At 35.1% G+C, this 21,919-nt stretch carries 14 protein-coding genes; 12 read left to right on the plus strand and 2 right to left on the minus strand.

Features of this window, described 5'->3' with window-relative positions; translation table 11 throughout:
- The first annotated feature begins 96 nt into the window (after positions 1-96).
- Positions 97-5,802, plus strand: a complete 5,706-nt coding sequence (locus GKG01_RS02170; RefSeq protein ID WP_172975114.1) for a G5 domain-containing protein — start codon at positions 97-99, stop codon at positions 5,800-5,802.
- A gap of 112 nt (positions 5,803-5,914) precedes the next feature.
- On the opposite strand, the gene GKG01_RS02175 is transcribed toward GKG01_RS02170, so the two are convergent.
- The gene (locus GKG01_RS02175; RefSeq protein ID WP_154272026.1) at positions 5,915-6,781 is read right to left on the minus strand and encodes a hypothetical protein; all 867 of its coding nucleotides are present in this window, start codon (positions 6,779-6,781) and stop codon (positions 5,915-5,917) included.
- Between the two features lie 174 nt (positions 6,782-6,955).
- On the opposite strand from GKG01_RS02175, the gene rbsK reads away from it, so the two are divergent.
- Positions 6,956-7,834, plus strand: coding sequence for a ribokinase (gene rbsK, locus GKG01_RS02180; protein WP_154272027.1), 879 nt, complete (start codon positions 6,956-6,958; stop codon positions 7,832-7,834).
- Between the two features lie 177 nt (positions 7,835-8,011).
- Here rbsK and GKG01_RS02185 read toward each other — a convergent pair whose 3' ends face one another.
- Entirely contained in the window at positions 8,012-8,998 is a 987-nt protein-coding gene (locus GKG01_RS02185; RefSeq protein WP_154272028.1) for an LLM class flavin-dependent oxidoreductase, read from the minus strand.
- A 198-nt stretch (positions 8,999-9,196) separates the two neighbouring features.
- Between GKG01_RS02185 and GKG01_RS02190 the strand changes: the two genes are divergently transcribed.
- From GKG01_RS02190 to yjeM, 10 genes are all read left to right on the plus strand, one after another.
- Positions 9,197-10,063 carry a polyphosphate kinase 2 family protein gene (locus GKG01_RS02190; RefSeq protein WP_154272029.1) on the plus strand — a complete coding sequence of 289 codons (867 nt, stop codon included), beginning with the start codon at positions 9,197-9,199 and terminating at the stop codon, positions 10,061-10,063.
- Positions 10,064-10,082: 19 nt separating this feature from the next.
- Complete coding sequence (locus GKG01_RS02195; RefSeq protein ID WP_154272030.1) at positions 10,083-10,937, plus strand: beta-carotene 15,15'-monooxygenase; 855 nt, start codon at positions 10,083-10,085, stop codon at positions 10,935-10,937.
- A 103-nt stretch (positions 10,938-11,040) separates the two neighbouring features.
- Positions 11,041-12,474, plus strand: a complete 1,434-nt coding sequence (locus tag GKG01_RS02200; protein WP_154272031.1) for a UDP-N-acetylmuramoyl-L-alanyl-D-glutamate--2,6-diaminopimelate ligase — start codon at positions 11,041-11,043, stop codon at positions 12,472-12,474.
- A 647-nt stretch (positions 12,475-13,121) separates the two neighbouring features.
- Positions 13,122-14,267, plus strand: coding sequence for a double-cubane-cluster-containing anaerobic reductase (locus tag GKG01_RS02205; RefSeq protein ID WP_094225198.1), 1,146 nt, complete (start codon positions 13,122-13,124; stop codon positions 14,265-14,267).
- 189 nt (positions 14,268-14,456) lie between these two features.
- Entirely contained in the window at positions 14,457-15,917 is a 1,461-nt protein-coding gene (locus GKG01_RS02210; protein ID WP_154272032.1) for a flippase, read from the plus strand.
- Between the two features lie 623 nt (positions 15,918-16,540).
- Positions 16,541-17,011 carry a PTS sugar transporter subunit IIA gene (locus tag GKG01_RS02215; protein WP_154272033.1) on the plus strand — a complete coding sequence of 157 codons (471 nt, stop codon included), beginning with the start codon at positions 16,541-16,543 and terminating at the stop codon, positions 17,009-17,011.
- On the plus strand, positions 17,004-17,279 hold the full coding sequence (locus GKG01_RS02220; protein WP_094204450.1) for a PTS sugar transporter subunit IIB: 276 nt from the start codon (positions 17,004-17,006) through the stop codon (positions 17,277-17,279). The genes GKG01_RS02215 and GKG01_RS02220 overlap by 8 nt, the downstream gene beginning before the upstream one ends.
- A 24-nt stretch (positions 17,280-17,303) precedes the next feature.
- Positions 17,304-18,662, plus strand: a complete 1,359-nt coding sequence (locus tag GKG01_RS02225) for a PTS ascorbate transporter subunit IIC (RefSeq protein ID WP_154272034.1) — start codon at positions 17,304-17,306, stop codon at positions 18,660-18,662.
- Positions 18,663-18,689: 27 nt separating this feature from the next.
- A complete protein-coding gene (locus GKG01_RS02230; protein WP_094207736.1) occupies positions 18,690-19,400 on the plus strand; it encodes a transaldolase in 711 nt (236 codons plus the stop codon).
- A 924-nt stretch (positions 19,401-20,324) separates the two neighbouring features.
- Positions 20,325-21,827 (plus strand): glutamate/gamma-aminobutyrate family transporter YjeM, encoded by a 1,503-nt coding sequence (gene yjeM, locus GKG01_RS02235; protein WP_154272035.1) that lies wholly within the window; start codon positions 20,325-20,327, stop codon positions 21,825-21,827.
- Positions 21,828-21,919 lie beyond the last annotated feature (92 nt).

The following is a 21,919-nucleotide window of genomic DNA, read 5'->3' on the forward strand; positions in this document are numbered from 1 at the left end:
CTAAGCAGAATAAACTAAATATTTTTAAACTACTAGTATATTTCAAAAATAAAATAAATTACAAGGAAATTACAATAATTTAAGGAGGAAAGTGTTTTGAAAATTAACAAGAAATTACTCATGGCAGCATTAGCCAGTGCAGTAATAGTATCGGCACCGCAAGCTAAAACATATACACTAAGTAACGCAGAAAGTGTCGCAACAAATACAGGGATAGGGCTTTCTGAAGAAAAGCCACAAGCAGCAGTAAGATCTGAACAACAATCAACTGATCCAAACTATGCAGAAGATGAAGAGAATGTAGGTAGCTACAAACAAACTCAATTGGAGAGAGGGAATGGTCCATATACTAGTTATGATAATCTTGATGAAGAAAATAGGTTTATAGATGGTTATCGCTATAATACCCTAGAACCTGGTGCAACTAGCCCTGACAAAACTCTTTGGGGTTTTGAGATTGAATTTGACAGAGATCAAGGTCAAAGGACTTATACCGATTTTACCTTTACCAACTCTGGTTTACTTGCAGCATTCCTTCCAGGGGGCACAAATGAGGATCCTGAGAAAGTCCCTTCTGTCCAACCAGGCATAAAGATAGGGAATGACTTTAAAGAGGCTAGTTATAAGGCAAATACAAGCATTGATTTAGTAGCTTCTAGACAACAAAGGAATTTAAATCTTTATGCATCTGAAGAAGATCTAAAGCATATAAACAGCATTGATACTAACAATACAACCATGGCTTGGGAAGGCCACTATTTAAAAGATCACTCTGGGACTTTATATGCTACACAAGGTCCAAATTCTACCTTTACCTTCACAGTCAACCCATGGCCAAATGAAAACGATCAGCTTAGCCTTATAACTCTAAGCGGAAGTCATGATAAAAAAGAATTTGTCCAAGGTCAAACTATAAATACAGAGGTAAAAATAAATAACCTAGATAACAATGCTAAAAAAAGGCTAGTAGGTCAAGTCTACCATCCTATTACAGGTGAAGTGGTACCAGGAGCAGAAGCCTATATTGATGAAAATGACAAAGTAGTAGTTAAGATGCCAAAAGGTGTCATAGATGAAAATGGAAATCTAAACAAAGATTCTATCTTCTATAGTGACCCTAACTACAAGGGACTACAAAACCTAGAAGTTAAATTCTTTGCCCGTCCAAGAACAGCTGAAGAATTTAAAACTGTTTCTGACGAGGCAAATTTCGGTGGAGGTTTTTACACACCAACAGGTGCTGGAGAAGAAACAATTAATCACAAGGGTGAATCTGTAACAATTGACAAGCAAGGTATACCTCGTTACGATCACTACAACGAAGTAGGAAGATTCAAAATAAACCTTGATGATACACGTTACTACGACCAAGCATTCAAGAAACCTAATGGTGAAGATACAACAAAACACACTTCAATTTCTGTAAAACCGGAAGAAGAGTTTATAGTAGATCTTTATGTACCAGAAGATAAAAAAGATAAAGATGCATTCCCAAATCAAAAGACACCGGAAGAGATGGAAGCTGCTAAAGATGGAAATCAAGCAGTAGGTACTATTGACTGGCAATTTATAAACAAAATAAACGAAGGCAAGAAACCAGAAGACCAATGGAAGTTAGAATATGACGAAAGTACTCTACCAACAACATTCAAAATTACTCCACCGAAATCAGCTAAGGCGGGAGAATTTGTTGCAGTACCATTAACTTACACTTATACAAATGGATCTACCGACGTTCATTGGTTCCACTTTGTTGTCCAAGAGTCAACAAACAATGTTCCAGAATACTCTGTTAAAGTTAATTATCCATCAGAAGAACAAAAATCAACACCAAAGCTTCCAGAAAATCCGGATGATAAAAAACTTGAACCAAAAAGATACACTATTCCTGACGGAACAGAATTTAAGGATGACAAGGGTAATGAATGGACTGTTTCTATCGATGATACAACTGGCGAAGTGACAGCTAAACCTAATGACCCATCAAAATTTGATGGTGGAGAAACTCTTACAGTGCCAGTAGTAGCCCACTACGAAGACCCATTAAAGCCAGGTGAAGATATAACAGAAAAGACTAAGGCTGAGTTTGTTATCGAAGAAAGAGCCAACATGACTCCTCGCTACAATGCAAAAGCAGGTAAGGCAGGGGATACTCTTTCATCAAATGTTATTCTAAATGAAGAAGACAAATACAACAGAAGACCAACTAAGTTTACCCTAGATTCTAACACCTATGTAGATGACAAAGGAAATACTTGGAATGTATCAATCGATGAAGACACAGGTCAAGTAACTGCAACAGTTCCAAATGCAGAGGAAGGTCAGTCAATTGATGGAGCCCTTCTAAACGTACCTGTAAAGGCCCACTACTATGAAAATGATGGAACAGAAATTGCTACAAAAGAAGTAGAAGTCCAATTTGTTGCATCAGGAACAGATGGAACTTATGTAAAGAAAGAAGACATTCCTTTTGAAACGAAGGTAGAAAAAGATTCTACACTTAAAAAAGGCGATATCAAAGTTATCACTGAAGGTAAAAAGGGTTCTAAAGAAGTAACTTATGTTATCAAAGACTCTCAAATTGATGAAAGTAAGACAACAGAAAAAATATTAGAAAAGCCTCAAGAGCGTCTAATTCACGTTGGTGAAGGAACTGAAGATGGAAAACACGAAATCAAAGAAACAGTTGAAGTTCCTTATGAAGTTGAAATTCAGTTTGACGACAGCCTAAAACCAGGTGAACAAAAAGTAACACAAGAAGGAATACCTGGAGAAAAAACTAGAACAACAACTATCACAATCCAAGATGGCAATGTTACAAACACCCAAGTAGGCGAATTTACTGAAACAAAAGCACCACAAAAGAAAATTATTAAAGTTGGTGCCAATACTGAAGGTAAAGTTGTTCACGAAGAAAAAATTCCATTTAAGTATGAAATTTCTTACGATCCAAATCTAAAATCAGGCGAATATGTTATAGATGTACCTGGAACTGAAGGAACAAAGAAGACAACTTGGACTATTAAAAACTCTGAAATAGTTGGAAAACCAGAAGTTGAAACTACAGACCCAGTGAATGCCGTAATTAGAGTTGGTAAGAAAGACTTCACAGGAACTCTTGAAACTAAGAAGACTAAGGCTATTGAATTTGAAACAGAATATAAAGTAGACAATTCATTAGAGCCAGGCAAGGTAGTTGTAGAACAAGAAGGTTCTCTTGGGGAAGAAGAAACTACAGTAACTCACACTATCGTAAATGGCGAAGTTACTAAGTCAGAAGAAGGTACACCTGTACAAACAAAAGCTCCAGTTAAGAGAATTGTAAAAGTCGGCCCTGGAAAAACTGACGGAACTCATGAATACACTAACAAAATCCCTTACGAGGTTGAAATTAGAGTAAATCCTAAACTTAAAAAAGGTGAACGTAATGTTATTCAAAAGGGTGAAGTTGGAGAAGAAAAATATACAATCAAAATAGAAAACTCTAAGGTAGTAGAGACATCTGATCCTGTGGTGACAAAAGAAGCTAAGAAAGAGATCATAGAAGTTGGTACTGAAGATTACACTGGAGAATTTGAATATGTTGATAAGGAAGTAATTCCATTTGATACAGAAGTTAAAATAAATCCAAATCTTGAGCCAAATCAAATCAAAGAAATTACTCCAGGTGAAAATGGTTCTAAGGAAAGAAAAATAACTCAAAAGTATACTAATGGAGAAAAAGGTGACTTAGTTGTTGGTGAATATGAGATAACAAAACAACCAGTAACTAGAGTTATAGAAGTCGGTCCAGGAAAAACTGACGGCACTCACACTTATACAAGTAAGAAGCCATTTGAAGTAGAAGTTAGAGTAAATCCAGAACTTAAAAAAGGTGAATACAAGGTAGTTCAAAAAGGTGTAGATGGTGAAGAAGAATATACAATTACAATTGAAAATTCAAAGGTAACAAATATTTCTAAACCAAAAGAAACAAAGGCACCTGTTAACGAAATCATCGAAGTTGGCGAAGGCTCTACTGACGGTGAAGTTAAACACGTAGAAGAAATACCATTTAAATATCAAGTAGAAGAATCAGACGAACTTAAACCAGGTGAATACAAGATTGTAAAACCAGGTAAGGTTGGAACGATAACTACAACATGGACTATTAAAGATTCTCAAGTTGTTGGCAATCCTAAAGTAGAAAGAGTAGAACCAGAAGATGCTCTTATCCAAGTAGGTAAGGGAACTCCTGATGGTACTCACGACTTTACAGAAAAGAAAGAAATTCCTTTCGAGACAATTATAGAATACGACGATTCCTTAGAACCAGGTGAAGAAAAAGTTGTTCAAGAAGGTAAGCCAGGAGAACAAGAAAGAACTAACACTATCGTTATAGAAAATGGTAAAGTAAAAGAAATAAAAGAAGGGGAATTCAAGACAACCTCAGAACCTGTTAATAAGATAGTTAAAATTGGTAGAAAAAAACCTGACGGCGAAACTACTAAGACTGTAGAAAGAGAAATTCCTTATGAAACTAAGGTAATCTATGATGAAACTCTAGAAGCTGGTTTCCAACAAATTGAAAACGAAGGTAAGCCAGGTAAAGAAAAAGTAACTATCACAACAAAGCTTGTCGATGGTAAGCTTGTAACTACTGAATCAACTGAAAAGATTGAAGATAAAGAAGACAGAGTAGTAAGAATCGGTGTGAAACCAGTTGTTAAGGAAACTGAACTTGGACACGATACTGAGTATAGATACAATCCAAACCTTAAAGAAGGCGAACAAAATGTTATCGAAGAAGGTACTAATGGAAAAGTTGAGTACACTATAACATTCAACAAAGAAACAGGAAAAATTGAAGTAAGTGAAAAGAGAACTGAACCTAAGAATAAGATTGTAGAAATTGGTTATAAAACTGATGGAAAAGTTAAAGTAGAAAGCGAAATTCCTTTTGAAGTTGAAATCATAGAAGATCCTGAAATGGAAGCTGGTAAAACTGAAGTTGTTCAAGAAGGTAAACTAGGTAAGAAAGAAACAATAGTAACTATAGAAAATAGTAAAGAAGTTTCTAGAGAAGAAAATATAATTGAAAAACCGGTTAAGAAGATTATAAAAGTTGGAACTAAGAATGTCTGCGAACTCCCACCAGTAAATCCAGATAAGCCAGGTAAGCCAGGAGATAAAGATCCAGGAACACCGGATAAACCAGGAGATAAAGATCCAGAAAATCCAGACAAACCAGGGGACAAGGATCCAGAAAATCCGGACAAACCAGGGGACAAGGATCCAGAAACACCAGGTAAACCAGGAGATAAAGATCCAGGAACACCGGGTAAACCAGGAGATAAAGATCCAGAAACACCAGGCGAAGATCCAAAAGATCCAGAAACACCAGGTGAAGATCCAAAAGATCCGGAACAACCAGATGGAAAGGATCCAGAAAATCCGGACAAACCAGGGGATAAAGATCCAGAAACACCAGGTAAACCAGGAGACAAGGATCCAGAAACACCAGGTGAAGATCCAAAAGATCCAGAAACACCAGGCGAAGATCCAAAGGATCCAGAAACACCAGGCAAAACTCCAGAAGAAAATGGCAAGACACCAGAAAACAATGGTAAGACACCGGAAAATAATGGCAAAACTCCGGGAGCGAATGGACAAGTAGACGGAAAATCAACAATTACAAATAACAAAACTCCTAAGAGATTGCCAAAATCTGGTAGTGAAAGTGAAATAATGACTCTTGCAATGTCAGGATTATTAACAGCAGCAGGATTCATAGGATTGAAGAAAAAACGTAAAGACAGATAATCTTGAAACTAGGATAAAGTCTTATACAATAATCAAACAAAGCCTAACTCATTTGAGCTAGGCTTTTTGATTGCACACAAAAACCCGACCTCACTTGAGATCGGGTAAAGTTTTATCTAATCATATTTGAAAATGAATTATAAATTAAAATTCCAACCAAAGCTACCAATAACATCTCTAATATAAATACGATAACTTTGATTACGATTTGTGCGATGAATGATTTCAAACCAACCTTGAAACTGTCCTTTTCCAAATACAAATCCAAGAAAGTTGCAGAGTAAGCTATCATTCCTGTGAAGCAACCAATAATGCTTCCGATAAATCCTAACGGCGTAAGTATGAACATGAACAATGCGTTAATTATCGAAAATACCCCACCTTTCACATCTCTTGTACAAGGAGGTGGAGTTGGTCTCATGTATTTCTTCGTAAACATGTATATGAATCTTGTCATCACATAGTTGATTAATGGTACTAAAATCAAAGTCATTATAGAAATAGTAGGTCTGTGGAAAACTTTCGACAATTCTCCAAGTGATCCTTGTGTTGTAACGCTAACCCACACTGCGCTAGTCAAAGCGGCGATTAAACCTGATGTCAAAAATGAATAAATGATTCCGTGTTTTGTTGATGCGTAAAAATCATAGATTTTGTCAGCATATACACTGACGAATTTTACGCACTTCAAATACCAATCAGGTGAATCGTTTTGCTTGTAGTTTTCGTATTCTTCGTTATCTTCTTTTCTTTGTTTATTAGTGTATTTTTGGTTGATTTCTGCAAAATAATCGTCATCAGATTTAGTGGATTCTTGTGACTGAGTAACATCAGATACCCCATTCACATCATCATTCACATCATTATTAACACCCACATCTACAGGTTTTTCTTCGAAGTAATCGTCAGGCTGAACAATTTCTTCATCCGATACATAACTTTTAAGATTTTGTTTGAAATCTTGTTTCTTATCGTCCATGGTTTCCTCCAATTAATATTCTTAATTAATAATATACCCATTTGAAAAACTTTAATTCACAAATTTGGAAATAAAGAAAAGTTGTTTGAATTACAAAATTTGATTTGTATTGTATAATATAAGATATATTAAGAAAAACTCTTAGCGTAAATGCAAAGATTTGAGGAGAGATTTATGTCAATTTTAGTTATAGGAAGCGTGAATGTAGACACTATATATAATTTGGAAAATTTCCCAAAACCAGGCGAGACAATATCATCGCTATCAAAGAGCAGATCTGTCGGGGGCAAAGGGGCTAACCAAGCGATTGCTTGTCAAAAACTCGGTGGCGATGTGAAGTTTCTTGCATGTGTGGGAAATGACGTGGACGCTGATTTTATTTTCGAAAATATGAAGGAATACGGAGTGGACACTACAAACATTATTAAAAAGGATGTGGACACAGGGACTGCACTAATAAATGTGGACAAAACTGGACAAAACGAAATAGTTTTGGATCATGGGGCAAATTATGCGATAACAATCCAAGATATCGACGATAACATCGAACTTTTGGATGAATGCGATATTTTGATTTTGCAAATGGAAATTCCGCAAGAAGTCAATGAATATGCTATTAAAAAAGCGAAGGAAAAGGGAGTTTTCGTAATATTGAACCCTGCCCCAAGTGAGTTTGAAGTGGAAGATATATTGGACAAAGTGGACTTATTCGTGCCTAATGAAAATGAAATTTTGAGATATTCAACCAAAGAAAACTTAAAAGAAGCAGCAAATGAATTGCTGGACAAAAATGTAGGCTCTGTGATAATAACATTGGGAGAAAATGGCTCTGAGTATTTTTCGAAAAAAGAACACATAAAACAAGAGCCTATCAAAGCAAAAGTTGTGGATACAACATCTGCAGGGGATTGCTATATTGGAGCGATGGCTGTGATGTTAGATCAACAAAAATCCATCAAAGAAGCGATGGAGTTTGCCACAAAAGCATCATCAAAGACAGTAACCAGAAAAGGATCGGGAGAATCCATCCCAACAATCGATGAGATTATGTAGAACTTTCAGGATTTTTCCTGAAAATTTTTGATGTAATAAAAAGCAAATCGTTAGTAGATAAACCATCATACACGAATATCAGATATTAGTGCATGATGGTTTGCTTTTTGTATGATTATAATTTTTACGAAAATCACAAAACCATCCAGAATTGTCTGGATGGTTTTTCAATAAACTCTATTCGTTCAACGCCAAATCTTGTATGATTTCATAGTTTTCTTTTAATAATTTGAAATCTGGGATGTAGGATGCGGCGATGATTTCGTCTGGGTTGTATTTTTGTTTTATTTCCATGAATTGATCTTTTACAGAATTCACATCTCCTTCGATTCGAAGTCCACGGGCAGTTCTTATCATGAATTTTTCGATTGATGTGAGTTCAGGGCTGTTGTTAGGGTCAGCTTTTAAGAATGCATCTCTGTTGTTTCTGTTTTGGATTTGCAAGAATATGGAGATGGCTTGTTGTTTGATGTGTTCTGCGGCGTCTTTCTCGTAAGCTGCGTTTGCAGATACTCCAAGCATTACGTATGGTTTGTCCAAATATTTTGATGGTGTGAATTCTTCGCGGTAGATTTTGAGTGCGACTTCAACTGTGTTTGGAGAAAAATGTCCTGCGAATGAGTAAGGTAGTCCCAATTGTGCTGCGATGTGCGCTGATGTCATGGAGCTTCCTAAAATATACACTGGAACGTGTGTGCCAACTCCAGGATATGGACGCACTTTGAAGTTTTCTGCCTCTTCTTCAAAATAGCTTAGCAATGTTCTGATGGCTTCTTTGAAGTTATCTTCTTTATATGTGTCACGATAGATTAATTTCGCTGTTTCGATGTCTGTTCCAGGCGCTCTTCCAATTCCCAAATCAACTCTTTCGGGATACAATGTTTCGAGCGTTCCGTATCTTTCTGCAACTTGAAATGGTGTGTGGTTAGGAAGCATTACGCCGCCTGCTCCGACTTTTATTCTTTGTGTATTTTCCAAAATATATCCTATAATCAAATCTGTTGCTGAGCATGAGATTGATTTGGAATTGTGGTGTTCTGCGACCCAATATCTTTCGAATTTTTGTCCGTCTGCCCATTTTGCAAGTTCCAATCCACGTTCGATGGATTGTTTGGCAGTTTCATCTATAAATCTTGGTATTAAATTTAGTATTGATATTTTCATAATAGTTCCTCCTTTTGATTAATATGAATTTATTATATAAAATGGCGATTGTCAAATAAATTTTACATAATACTAATGTGATAGTAAACTATTGAAGAAAACTTGAACAAATGATATAATTAATTCAATAAATGAAATTGTTTTATTTTTACCCAATTTGGATAAATATATAATAACGATATTAAAAGGAAGTATATTATGGATATTAAGAAATACAGGGTAAAACCTAACAAAAAAGTTGATTTGGAAAAATTTAGCACTAAAAAAGATGATTCATATTCAAAACAAGAAGTGAAGGAAGAAATTCTTCCACAAAATTTGGAAAAAATGTTTGAATTTCAGGAAAAATTATACGCTGAAAACAAGAGGGGAATTCTCGTTGTGCTTCAAGCGATGGATGCTGCGGGTAAGGACAGTTTGGTGAAAAAGGTGTTCACGGCACTTAATCCTGCGGGCTGCAAGGTCACAAGCTTCAAGCAACCTTCCACAGAAGAATTGGATCACGATTATCTGTGGAGAATTACACAAAAGACTCCTTCTTACGGTGAGGTTGGAATTTTCAACAGATCACACTATGAGGATGTTCTTGTAACCAGAGTTCACAATTTGGTTAACAAGAAGAACGACGATGATTTTTGGGAAAAAAGATTCGAAGATATCAATGCGTTCGAAAAATATTTGGACAATAATGGTATCAAGGTTGTGAAGTTTTTCTTGCATGTGTCAAAGGACGAACAAAAAGAAAGACTTTTGGACAGGATTAACTTGGACGAAAAACATTGGAAGTTTGCAGCAAGTGATATTTTGGAAAGAGAAAACTGGGACGATTACCACAAGGCTTATGAAGATATGTTGGAGCATACTTCAACTGATTATGCACCTTGGTATGTAGTTCCTGCGGACAACAAATGGTTCACGAGGTTTGTTGTGAGTGAGGTTATGTTGGATTTGTTCGAGCAATTGGACCCACAAACACCAAAACTTTCCAAGGAAGAAGAATCACAACTAGACAAATGGAAGAAGGTTTTGTTGGAACAAGACGAGAAGGATGAAAAAGAAGACTAATAATAAGTAGGAGGAGAATATGTCAGACGACAGAGATTACAGAAACTTTGAAAATGATGACAGTGAATACACTAAAGACGGCAACTATTTTAGTGAAAAAGAAGATGTGAGAGGCGGATTTAGCGAAGATAAGGACAGTTATTCTGACAGAAATAGCAATTATTTTGAAGCATCTAATGATGATAATTATTCTAATACGAAACAGGATCATTACGAAAAAACAGACGACAGTTTTTTCTTTGAAGGGCAAGATGACGAAGAAGAATACATCGAAGATTACACTCAACGTGAAAGCTCAGGTTATGCTGGTTTTTGTCAAAATATTTTCTCAATGTTACATGGACTTATTGAAAAATTCAATAAAAAAGGTGCATTTGTAATTTTATTCTTGTTGTACGGGGTGTTCACGTTTGTGGCATCAATTGTGCAATTCAAGCTTCACCCAGAACAAGCACAACAATTGGAACAAGTAACAAAAACTGGATTGAATCCAATAACATATAATATTATTTTGGCTGTTATATCGATGTTTTTCTACTATGCAGTATGTAGACTTATGTTCCATTTTACTAAAAAGGACATGCAACCCGTTCCAAATCCTGTAGAAAGAGATGCAAGACTTGGAGTGTATGTAGCTTGTGAAGCGTTGATTAACATTTTGTTGATGGCACTTCCAACAACGTTCCTTCCTTCAATTGTAGGCATGATAGTTGGAGTTATCCTTTACTCATCAGTTTTCTACGACAGAATTTCTGACGAAAGAATGCTTGCAGTAGGTGTAAAATCAGCGATAGTAAGTATTGTTTCAGGACTTGTTTTCGGACTTATAGTTGGAATCGTAGCAATAGCAGCTGTAGTAGCTTTTATGAAATAAATCAAACTTATAGACTGATCACTAGGCTAGTGGTCAGTTTTTTTGTGAAATAACTTCTGTGTTATATAATAATATATAAATGAAACTCAAAGGGGATAACCAAATGAAATTAACTGATATATTAGAGAAAATTGATTATATAGATTACACGAAAAACAACGACGACGAGATTACAAATGTGACAAATGACTCCAGGAAAATCGAAAAAGGTGGAGTGTTTGTGGCGATTTCAGGGATGGAATTTGATGGACACAAATTTATCGACAAGGCGATTGAAAACGGCGCAAACACGATTGTGGTTACACAAGATACACAAAAAATAGAAGGTATCAACTACATCAAAGTCGAAGATGCAAGGATAGCTCTTGCCCAAATCTCAAATGTGGTGTGTGATTTTCCATCAAAGAAGCTTCGCGTGATAGGAGTCACTGGAACAAATGGCAAGACTACAACAGCTTCTATGATTAGTCATATTTTGGAAAACTTAAACTCACAATGCACAAATATCGGCACGAACGGAACTTTTATCGCGAAAGAAAAATACGAAACGCCAAACACGACTCCAGAAATTTGCGAAATCGACAAGATTTTGAAGCTTTCGGTGGACAAAAAAATCGACAACGCTGTTGTGGAATGTTCAAGTCATGGATTGTATTTGCATAGACTAGACGGGATAGAGTTTGATGTAGCTGTGTTTAATAATTTATCGATGGAGCATATGGATTTTCACGAAAATATGGAGAATTATTTCGATGCTAAGATGATTTTGTTCGAAAATGCTAAGAAAAAAATCGTGAACGTAGATGATGAATACGGAAGAAAAGCAAAGGGGAGGTTTGAAGAAGCGTATACATTCTCTCTTGAAAATGAATCCGATTTTAAGGCTGAAAATGTAGAATTGATTGATGGAAAGATGCATTTTGAACTCAAAAACGTGAAATTCGTACTCAACAGATTTGCTATGTTTGATGTTTACAATGCGGTGGCTGCGATTGTTGCGGTGAATTTATTGGGATACGAATTGGAAGACATCGCCAAAGCGTTGGAAAGTTTTACAGGTGTTGAAGCGCGATTTGAATTCGTCAACAACGATAGAGGAATAAATATTGTCATTGATTTTGCACACACTCCAAAAGCTTTTGAAAATATCTATAAATCTGTGCCAAACGACAAACGAAAAATTGCAGTTTATGGAATGAGTGGCGACAGAACTCGTGAAATCAGACACGAGGTCGGAAAGATTTCAGCTGAAAACAACGTGTTCTCGGTGGTGACAACTGACGATCCAAAATTCGACACATACGAAAACATTGCAGATGACATCGTCAGTGGGATTGAAGAAGAAAACGGTGAGTTTGTAAGAATCAAGGACAGGAAATCTGCCATTAAACATGCGATAGAAATGGCAAATGATGGAGATTTTGTTCTACTTTTGGGAAAAGGACAAGAAAACTTCATCAAGCTCAAAGGAAATGAAAAGACGCCTTATTCTGAAAAAGAAACAGTCAACGAAGTGTTGGATGAATTGAAGAAATAAAGAAGCAGCAAAGATACGAACATATCTTCAATAAAAGCAAAAATAGACACCGATACGAACGAATATCTAGACTACAAAAATTGATAAATTCATCGCTTGTGAATCTAAAATCGCAAACTCGCTAACGCTCAGACAGTGCGATTTCTTAACGATTCAGTTCGCTTGAATTTAGTGCAATTTTTTCCGTATGATATTCTAACCGTATCGGTTGTCTATTTTATTTCACTGAAATACAATAATTGTCGTAGGTAGCTTTCGAATACACAAAGCAGAAAACCAATTTGCACGAATATCTAGACTACGAAAATAAATAAACTTTAAGCTTGTGAATCTAAAATCGCAAACTCTCTAACGCTCAGACAGTGCGATTTCTTAACGGTTCACTTCGCTTGATTTTATTATTATTTTCTCCGTATGATATTCTTAGCAAACTTGGTAATCTGCTTTTTTGATTGAATTTAAAACAATTTTTTACGAATGATTCGCTTCTTTACGATGTTTTTGGTTTTGAAAAATTACTAAGATTTTCCTCAAATCATCTATGAGAGAGAGGCGAGGGAGGTCATTTATAGAAAAAATCTATAAATAACGATTATCATTTTGATATATTATTGATTAAATGATATTATTTGTTACGAGGTGATTAGATGGTTGATTTAAAGAAGGAATTACCAGAAGTTTTTAACGATTTTGCAGAAAGTCGTCAAAATGCTTTTTTGAAGGTAAAAGAAATAAAGGATAAGGATATTCCTGTTATAGGGATTTTTTGTACGTTTTTTCCACAAGAGTTAGCTGTTGCAGCTGGTGCTACTTGTGTTAGTTTGTGTGCTACAAGTGACGAAACTATTCAAGATGCTGAGAGGGATTTGCCTAAAAACTTATGCCCACTTATCAAATCTTCTTATGGTTTTGCGTTGACTGATAAGTGTCCGTTCTTCTATTTTTCTGATTTGGTTGTTGGAGAAACTACTTGCGATGGCAAGAAGAAGATGTACGAATATTTGGGAGAATTCAAGCCAGTTCACGTTATGGAGCTTCCAAACAAGAACACTGAACAAGGTCTTATTTTATGGAAAGAAGAAATCAGAAAAATGATTAAGACTATCGAAGATTTATTCGGAGTTGAAATCACAGATGAAAAATTAAAGCATGCAATTGAAGTGAAAAACGCTGAGAGATCCGCTGTAAAGGACTTCTATTCTATAATGAAGGCTGATGATTTGCCAATCACAGGTGGAGAATTGTGGCATGTTTTAAATGGCGTGCAATTTGATTTTGACAAGGAACAAATTCCACAAATGCTTGAAGAATTAAAAGCTAAGGTTATGTCTGAACACAAGCACATCAGTGGAAAGCCAAGAATTTTGATTACTGGTTGTCCTATCGGTGGTGCGACTGAAAAAGTTATCGAAGCAGTCGAAAACAACGGTGCAGTTGTGGTTAGCTACGAAAACTGTGGTGGCGCTAAGGCTATTGATGAAAATGTCGATGTTGACAATCCAGATATGATTGATGCGATTGCTAGAAAATACATGAACATTGGTTGTGCATGTGTGAGTCCAAACGAAAACAGACTTAAATTATTGGATAAATTAATCGACGAATACAAGGTTGATGGTGTTATCGACATGCATTTACAAGCTTGTACTCCTTACCAAGTTGAAGGTTTGGCAATTAAGAGATTCTGCAACGATAAGAAGAATGTTCCATACATCGCTGTGGAAACTGATTATTCAAAATCAGATATTGGACAATTAAATACAAGAATTGGTGCTTTTATTGAAATGTTATAACATTTTTTAAAAAATTGTGGTATAATAGATTCAGCAAAGTCCATACAGGTTTTACCTGGAAAATAATCGCCATTATTCATAACAGGCGGTTATTTTTTTGTTGGAAATTTTGAAATGTTGTAATAATCTATCTAGATAGGTGTGATACAATATAGTAAGTATAAATTTTGCACATAGGAGAGGAAAAACTTGGCAAAGCAAAAATCACTTAAATTAAACGCAATGCTTAATTTAATTAAAGTTGGGCTGAGCGTTGTGTACCCGTTGATAACTTTTCCTTACGCTACTAGAATTTTGCAAGTAGCAAACATGGGAAAGGTAAGCTACGGGGATTCAATTATTAAAATATTCATGCTGATTGCATCGCTTGGAATTACCAATTACGCAGTCAGAGAAGGTTCCAAATACAGAGAAAATAGAACAAAACTCAATCAATTTTCGAGGGAAGTTTTCTCCATCAACTTGTTGTCTACGTTGATTTCTTATATTTGTTTAGCTATATTCTGCGTAGTTTCTGTGAAAATGCACGACTATGCAACGCTTGTTTTCATTCAAAGTTTGAGCATAATCTTCGCCACGCTTGGAGTTGAATGGGTCAACGCAATCCACGAGGATTATTTGTACATTACAATCAGAAGTATTATAATTCAAACTATTGGTGTAATTTTATTATTTTTCGTAGTAAAAACCAAAGACGATTACTTAAAATACGCTGGACTTACGGTTTTCGTAAATGGTTTGGTGTGCATTTCAAACATGTTACATGTAAGAAGATATGTGGACTTGAAACCAACTCTCAAACTAAATCTGAAAAGACACTTGAAGCCTATCATGCTTTTCTTTTCAAACAGCATCGCAGTTTTGGTTTATGTCAGTGCAGACATGACAATGCTTGGCTGGATTTCTGGAGATATATACACAGGACTTTACGCAGTAAGTGTGAAGGTATATTCTGTTGTAAAGCAAATGCTAGGCGCTATTTACATGGTTACAATTCCAAGGCTTTCCAAGGCAGCGACATTAGATGATAAAACAGAATTCAGACAATTGTTAACAGAAATTTCAAGTTTCTTGCTATTATTAATGATACCAATGTGCACAGGACTTGGAGTTTTATCCAAAAACATCGTATACATTCTCTCTGGAGAAAAATTCATTGCGGCGACACTTTCGTTGCAAATTCTAGCAGTGTCAGTGTTTTTCGCAATAACAGGTGGTGTAATCACAACATGCATGAACGTTCCATTGGGAAAAGAAGCGTTGAACTTAAAAGCGACGACGATATCGGCGTTTGTAAATGTAGGGTTAAATCTAGTTTTCATACCACTTTGGCAACAAAATGGTGCAGCTGTGACTACGGCGATTTCAGAATTAGTAGTGGTTGTTGTGTGTCTATTTGAATTTAAAGAAGCAAGAGTTTATTTTGAAATGGACAAATTATTCTACACAATGAAATACGCAGTAGCAGGAGCGTTGTGGATACTTTTGACAAAGTTTGTAATCACAAAATTTATCACACATTACACACTTAACTTGTTGGCGGTATTCTTCATCAGCGTCATCGGATACACATTGATATTGTTCTTCGGCAAAAATGAAGTATTTATAGAAACATTGAAGAAAACACCACTTAAAAAATTGGTAAAATAGATAATGAGAGCATCATGCGATGCTCTTTTTTGATTGGAGAAGAATAGACCGTTTCAAAAATTACATAGCAGAAAACCAGTTTGCACGAATATCTAGCCTACGAAAATAAATAAACTCTAAGCTTGTGAACCTAAAATCGCAAACTCGCTAACGCTCAGACAGTGCGATTTTTTAATGGTTCACTTCGCTTGATTTTATGATTATTTTCTCCGTATGATATTCTTAGCAAAACTGGTAATCTGATTTTTTCATTGCAATAAATCACAGAAAATATACAGGTTACTGGGAAAAATCACAACCCTTAGCAAACTAATTTTCTGCTTTCGTTCACCTTGAAAAAACCTTCAACAGTTTTCCTCTCTCTCATTTCGCACATCAAAGTCCAAAATTAATACTAGAAAATTTTCACAATAATGGTATAATAAAATAATTGGGCATAAGATTTTGTGTTTATCGACGATATTTTCGGTGGTGACTTTGACGGTGATAATTACGATTGGCAGTTTAATCCTTTAAATTGGCAAATTTTTTTGAAACGCATATATAATCTAATGTGAATATATGGTAAAATAAGGTTAACAATACTTTTGTTAACCAATATTTTTTTGTAAAGAGGTGATAGTTTGAGCGATTTAATAAAAAAAGAATTGATACGAATTGAAGATCATGCAAATGATTGGAAGGATGCAATAAGAATTGCAGCAAAAAGTTTGTTGGACAATGGTTACATTAACGAACAATATGTAGAAGACATGATAAAAAGCGTTGAGGATGCTGGCCCATACATTGTGCTTGCTCCGAACATTGCGGTTCCTCACGCACGACCAAACGGCAATGTAGACAAAATGGCTATTAGTTTGACAAAATTAAATGAGCCTGTGAATTTTAGAAACGAAGAAGAAGATGAGGACAACTGGGTAAGAATTTTGTTCTGTTTGGCAGCTGTGGATTCTTCATCACACATTGTAGCACTTCAACAATTGGCAGTGCTTTTAGATTCAGATGAAATTACAGATGAGCTTATAAATGCAAAATCTGAGGACGAAATGTTGGATATTATTAACAAAAAATTAGAGGAGGGAAATGATGATTAATATTGTTACTGTATGTGGTAATGGAATTGGAAGTAGTCTTCTTTTGAAAATGAAGGTTGAAACTATTTGCAAGGAAATGGGAATTGAAGCGAACGTTGAATCTTGTGATTCTAACGCAGCTGTAGGAAAAGGCGCTGACCTTTTCGTAACTGTTAAGGAATTCAAATCAATTTTTTCAGATGATCAAAAGGTAGCTATAGTTAAAAGCTACACTAACAAGAAAAAAATCGAAGAAGATTTGGTTCCTGTTTTAGAAGAATTCAAATAAAATTTAAAAATTTAGGAGGAATTTATGGGATTTTTAAACGTATTAAAGGATATTTTATCTGAACCTGCGTTTTTGATGGGTCTTATCGCGATGGTAGGTCTTATCGCTCTTAAAAAACCAGCTCACAAGGTTATGACTGGTACATTAGGTCCAATCTTAGGATATTTAATGTTGTCTGCAGGTGCAAATGTCATCACGACTAACTTGGATCCATTGAGTCAAATGATTCAACACGGATTCAACATCACAGGTGTTGTTCCTAATAACGAAGCTATCACATCTGTTGCGCAAAAAGTTTTGGGCGTAGAAACAATGTCAATTTTGTTAGTAGGACTTATTTTTAACTTATTAATAGCAAGATTTACAAGATACAAATATATTTTCTTAACTGGTCACCACAGCTTCTTCATGGCTTGTCTATTGTCAGCAACTTTAGGTGCAATCGGATTTAAGGGTGTGCCTTTGGTATTGGCTGGTGGATTTATATTGGGAGCTTGGAGTTCTATCTCTCCAGCAATCGGACAAAAATACACTTTGAAAGCTACTGACGGAGACGAAATAGCTCTTGGTCACTTTGGTTCATTGGGATATTATTTGTCGGCGTTTATCGGTTCATTAGTTGGAAAAGATTCCAAATCAACTGAAGATATCGAAATTCCTGAAAAATGGGGTTTCTTGAGAAATACTACAATTTCAACAGCGTTAACAATGATTGTGTTCTATCTAATCGCAAGCATCAAAGCTGGTCCAGATTTCGTTGGCAAAATGTCTAACGGACAAAACCCATATTTGTTTGCAATCATCTCTGCGTTAAACTTCGCAGTTGGTGTAGCAATCGTATATGCCGGTGTTAGAATGATTTTGGCAGATTTAATTCCTGCATTCGAAGGTATTGCTACAAAATTAATTCCAAACTCTGTTCCTGCAGTTGACTGTGCAGTATTTTTCCCATATGCACCAACAGCAGTTATTTTGGGATTTGCATGTAGTTTTGTAGGCGGATTAATCGGTATGTTTATTTTGGGAGCTATCGGTGGAGTATTAATTATTCCAGGACTTGTTCCTCACTTCTTCTGCGGTGCAACTGCTGGTATTTACGGTAATGCAACTGGTGGTAGAAGAGGAGCTATGATAGGTTCATTCATCAACGGATTATTCTTGGCATTCCTTCCAGCATTCTTACTTCCAGTTTTAGGACAATTAGGATTTAACAATACAACATTCGGAGATTTTGACTTCGGAGTTTTGGGAATTTTATTAGGAAAAATCGGAAATGCTATGGGTAATGTCGGAGTGTATATCATTATCGCAGTTTTATTAGTAGCGTTAATCGCTCCATCAATAATTACAAAGAAAGATACTGCAATTAACAACGAACAATAATTTGAACTACACAAGAAAGAGGTTGAAATGGATAAAATTAACACAAAAATTTACTCAGACGGTGCAGTATTAGAAGACATGTTAGAATCATTGGCATCAAAAAAAGTAACGGGATTCACAACTAATCCATCATTGATGAAAAAAGCTGGAATTACTGATTACGTTGAATTTGCTAAGAAAGTTCTAGAAGAAATTACAGAATATCCAGTATCATTTGAAGTATTTGCAGATGATTTAGAAACTATGGAAAAAGAAGCAGACAAAATCTCTTCATTGGGAGATAATGTTTACGTCAAAATTCCAGTAACTACAAGCAATGGAACATCAACTGCTCCATTATTGAAAAAACTTAGTTCAAAAGGAATTAAACTTAACGTAACAGCAATCTTCACAGTGGATCAAGTAAGAGAAGTTGTAGACAACTTGACTGAAAATGTTCCAAGCATTGTTTCAGTATTTGCTGGAAGAATTGCAGACACAGGGGTTGATCCAATGCCAATCATGAAAGAAGCCTTGGAAATTTGCAAAACTAAAAAAGGTTGCGAATTGTTGTGGGCATCTCCTAGAGAAGTGTTCAACATTTACCAAGCAAATGAACTGGGAGTAGACATCATCACATGTACTCCAGCCATCATCAAGAAACTTTCATTGATGGGAAAAGACTTAAACGAATATTCACTAGACACAGTGAAGACATTCTGCAAAGACTCAAAAGAATTAGGATTTTCAATACTTTAATAAATACAAGAGCTCACAAATGTGGGCTCTTTTTTTAGTCCTGTGATTGAAAAATCATCATGCACGAATATCTAGGCTACGGCAACAATCGCGCACGAATATCTTGGTGAAAATTTAATAATCTTATTCAGACACAACACAGATCAAGCATTTTGCACGAATATCTAGACTACAAAAATAAATAAATTCTAAGCTTGTGAACCTAAAATTGTGAACTCGTGCTACGCACTCAGACAGCACAATTTTTTAACGGTTCACTTCACTTGAATTTATGATTATTTTCTCCGTATGATATTCTTAGCAAAAAGGCTTGACTGTTTACATGGATTTACAATATAGGTATGTTCGATTACTTGCCTAAACGGACACAAGGATGATTGCGGAGTGAATTTTAACATAAACGGAAGGGGAGAACATCTAGCATGAATATCTAGAATACTAAGAATGTTTTTTAATTGTACTCCGAAGTTTTAAAATTATTAGAATAAAAAATTGAGGAATTAAAAAATATTTAAATTTTTAAATTAACAATATTAAGATAAATTTATTTTATTAATATTCTAATATGAACTAAAGAAATATCAATTAAAAGTAAATTAATCGTAAGTTTCATGTAGCTAATTACGTATAAATATACATCAAGAAAAAAGGCAGATAAATCCCTAAATCAACAGTTAAAACAAGCAAAAAAAGTGGTTGACAAATCAGAATATTAATGAATATAATATAAGAGAGAAGAAGTTAGAGAGTAGTGCAATAAAATGAGGGAAAAGGCGTGTATCGCCTATACTGCATCGCGTTAAAGCGATAAATACTTGCGTTTCAATTGTATTATAATTCAAATTTTTTCTAAAAAACAATCATTCTCAAAGCATTTTACACCGATCGCGATTTTGAGAGTTGAATTAATATTAGGAGGAATATATGACAGACAAACAAAAACTTAGTTTGAAAGCGCTTATACTGATGATTTTTACGTCGGTTTTTGGTTTCACTAACATTAGTAGATCATATTATTTAATGGGATACTCCGCTATTCCTTGGTATATTTTATCTGGTATGGCATTTTTCCTACCATTTGCATTCATGATAGCAGAGTATGGTTCTGCATTTAAAGATGCAAAAGGTGGTATTTATTCTTGGATGGAAAAAAGTTCTGGCAAGAAGTACGCTTTTGTAATCACTTTTATGTGGTTTGCATCCTACATAATCTGGCAAGTAAATGTAGGTTCAGGTATTTGGATTGTTTTATCGAATGCTATTTTCGGGGTTGATAAGACTCAAGAATGGTCTTTGTTCGGGTTAGACTCAGTAAAAACTTTGGGTATTTTGGCAATCTGCTGGATTATAATGGTTACTTATGTATCTAACAAAGGTTTGGAAAAAATTAAAAAGATTACTTCTGTTGGCGGAAGTGCTGTAGCTCTTATTAATATTTTCTTGTTTGTTGGAGGATTAATTATACTTATTTTAAACAAAGGAAAAGTTTTACAACCAATTAATTTTGAAGCGTTTTTCCAATCTCCAAATCCAAAATACGCAGGTGGAGGAATTGCTGTTTTATCATTTGTTGTATACGCAATCTTTGCATATGGTGGAATAGAAGTTATAGGTGGTCTTGTAGATCAAACAGAAAATCCTGAAAAAAATTTCCCTAAAGGTGTAAGCATCGCAGCTATAATAATAACTGTTGGATATGCATTGGGGATTTTGATGTTTGGATCTTTTACTAATTGGGATTTTGCTTTCAAAAGTTTCTCAAAAGAAACTATTACTTTAGGTAATGTTTCATATATTGGTATGAATCACATGGGTTATCAATTGGGACTTGCTTTTGGGATGAGTGAAGCTGCAGCTAGAACTTGTGGTTTGTGGATTTCAAGATATATGGGTATTTCGATGTTCTTAGCATTGACAGGAGCATTTTTTACTTTGATTTATTCTCCACTTAAGCAATTAATAGGTGGGACTCCAAAAGAATTATGGCCAAAATCTTGGACTGTTGAAAAAAACGGTATGTATGTGAATGCTATGAAGTATCAAGCAGCGTGTGTTATTGTAATTATCGCCATTGTTTCATTCGGAGGAAAAAGCGCAAAACAATTCTTCGAAGTATTGGTGTCAATGACTAACGTGTCAATGACTTTACCATATTTTTTCATTTCTTATTCTTTCTTAGCGTTTAAGAAAAATCAAGAAATAGAAAAACCATTTGAAAAATTTAAATCTATGGGAGTTGTCAAGGCGGCTGTGTTCTTAGTATGTTTAGTTGTAGGATTTGCGAACCTATTTACAATTATTGAACCAGCTATTAGTAGTGGGGACTGGTTGACTACAATAATGTCTGTAGCAGGACCATTACTATTCACACTATTGGCATTGTATTTGTACAATAGAATGGAAAAGAAATACGGAAAATTAAATTAAAACTATCGGTGTAACAAAAGAGAGCTTCGGCTCTCTTTTATATTGAAGATGATTTTATAAATAAATTTTTCGGATTTTTACCTAAAATTATA

The organism is Finegoldia sp. BIOML-A4, from assembly GCF_009679635.1.
Taxonomy (GTDB): Bacteria; Bacillota; Clostridia; order Tissierellales; family Peptoniphilaceae; genus Finegoldia; species Finegoldia magna.

What these genes read in the sequence shown, in the direction of transcription:
- GKG01_RS02200 (WP_154272031.1), top strand. Translation starts at nt 11,041, where the DNA reads ATGAAATTAACTGATATATTAGAGAAAATTGATTATATAGATTACACG.
- GKG01_RS02190 (WP_154272029.1), top strand. Translation starts at nt 9,197, where the DNA reads ATGGATATTAAGAAATACAGGGTAAAACCTAACAAAAAAGTTGATTTG.
- GKG01_RS02225 (WP_154272034.1), top strand. Translation starts at nt 17,304, where the DNA reads ATGGGATTTTTAAACGTATTAAAGGATATTTTATCTGAACCTGCGTTT.
- GKG01_RS02205 (WP_094225198.1), top strand. Translation starts at nt 13,122, where the DNA reads ATGGTTGATTTAAAGAAGGAATTACCAGAAGTTTTTAACGATTTTGCA.
- GKG01_RS02195 (WP_154272030.1), top strand. Translation starts at nt 10,083, where the DNA reads ATGTCAGACGACAGAGATTACAGAAACTTTGAAAATGATGACAGTGAA.
- GKG01_RS02185 (WP_154272028.1), bottom strand. Translation starts at nt 8,998, where the DNA reads ATGAAAATATCAATACTAAATTTAATACCAAGATTTATAGATGAAACT.
- GKG01_RS02230 (WP_094207736.1), top strand. Translation starts at nt 18,690, where the DNA reads ATGGATAAAATTAACACAAAAATTTACTCAGACGGTGCAGTATTAGAA.
- yjeM (WP_154272035.1), top strand. Translation starts at nt 20,325, where the DNA reads ATGACAGACAAACAAAAACTTAGTTTGAAAGCGCTTATACTGATGATT.
- GKG01_RS02175 (WP_154272026.1), bottom strand. Translation starts at nt 6,781, where the DNA reads ATGGACGATAAGAAACAAGATTTCAAACAAAATCTTAAAAGTTATGTA.
- GKG01_RS02220 (WP_094204450.1), top strand. Translation starts at nt 17,004, where the DNA reads ATGATTAATATTGTTACTGTATGTGGTAATGGAATTGGAAGTAGTCTT.
- rbsK (WP_154272027.1), top strand. Translation starts at nt 6,956, where the DNA reads ATGTCAATTTTAGTTATAGGAAGCGTGAATGTAGACACTATATATAAT.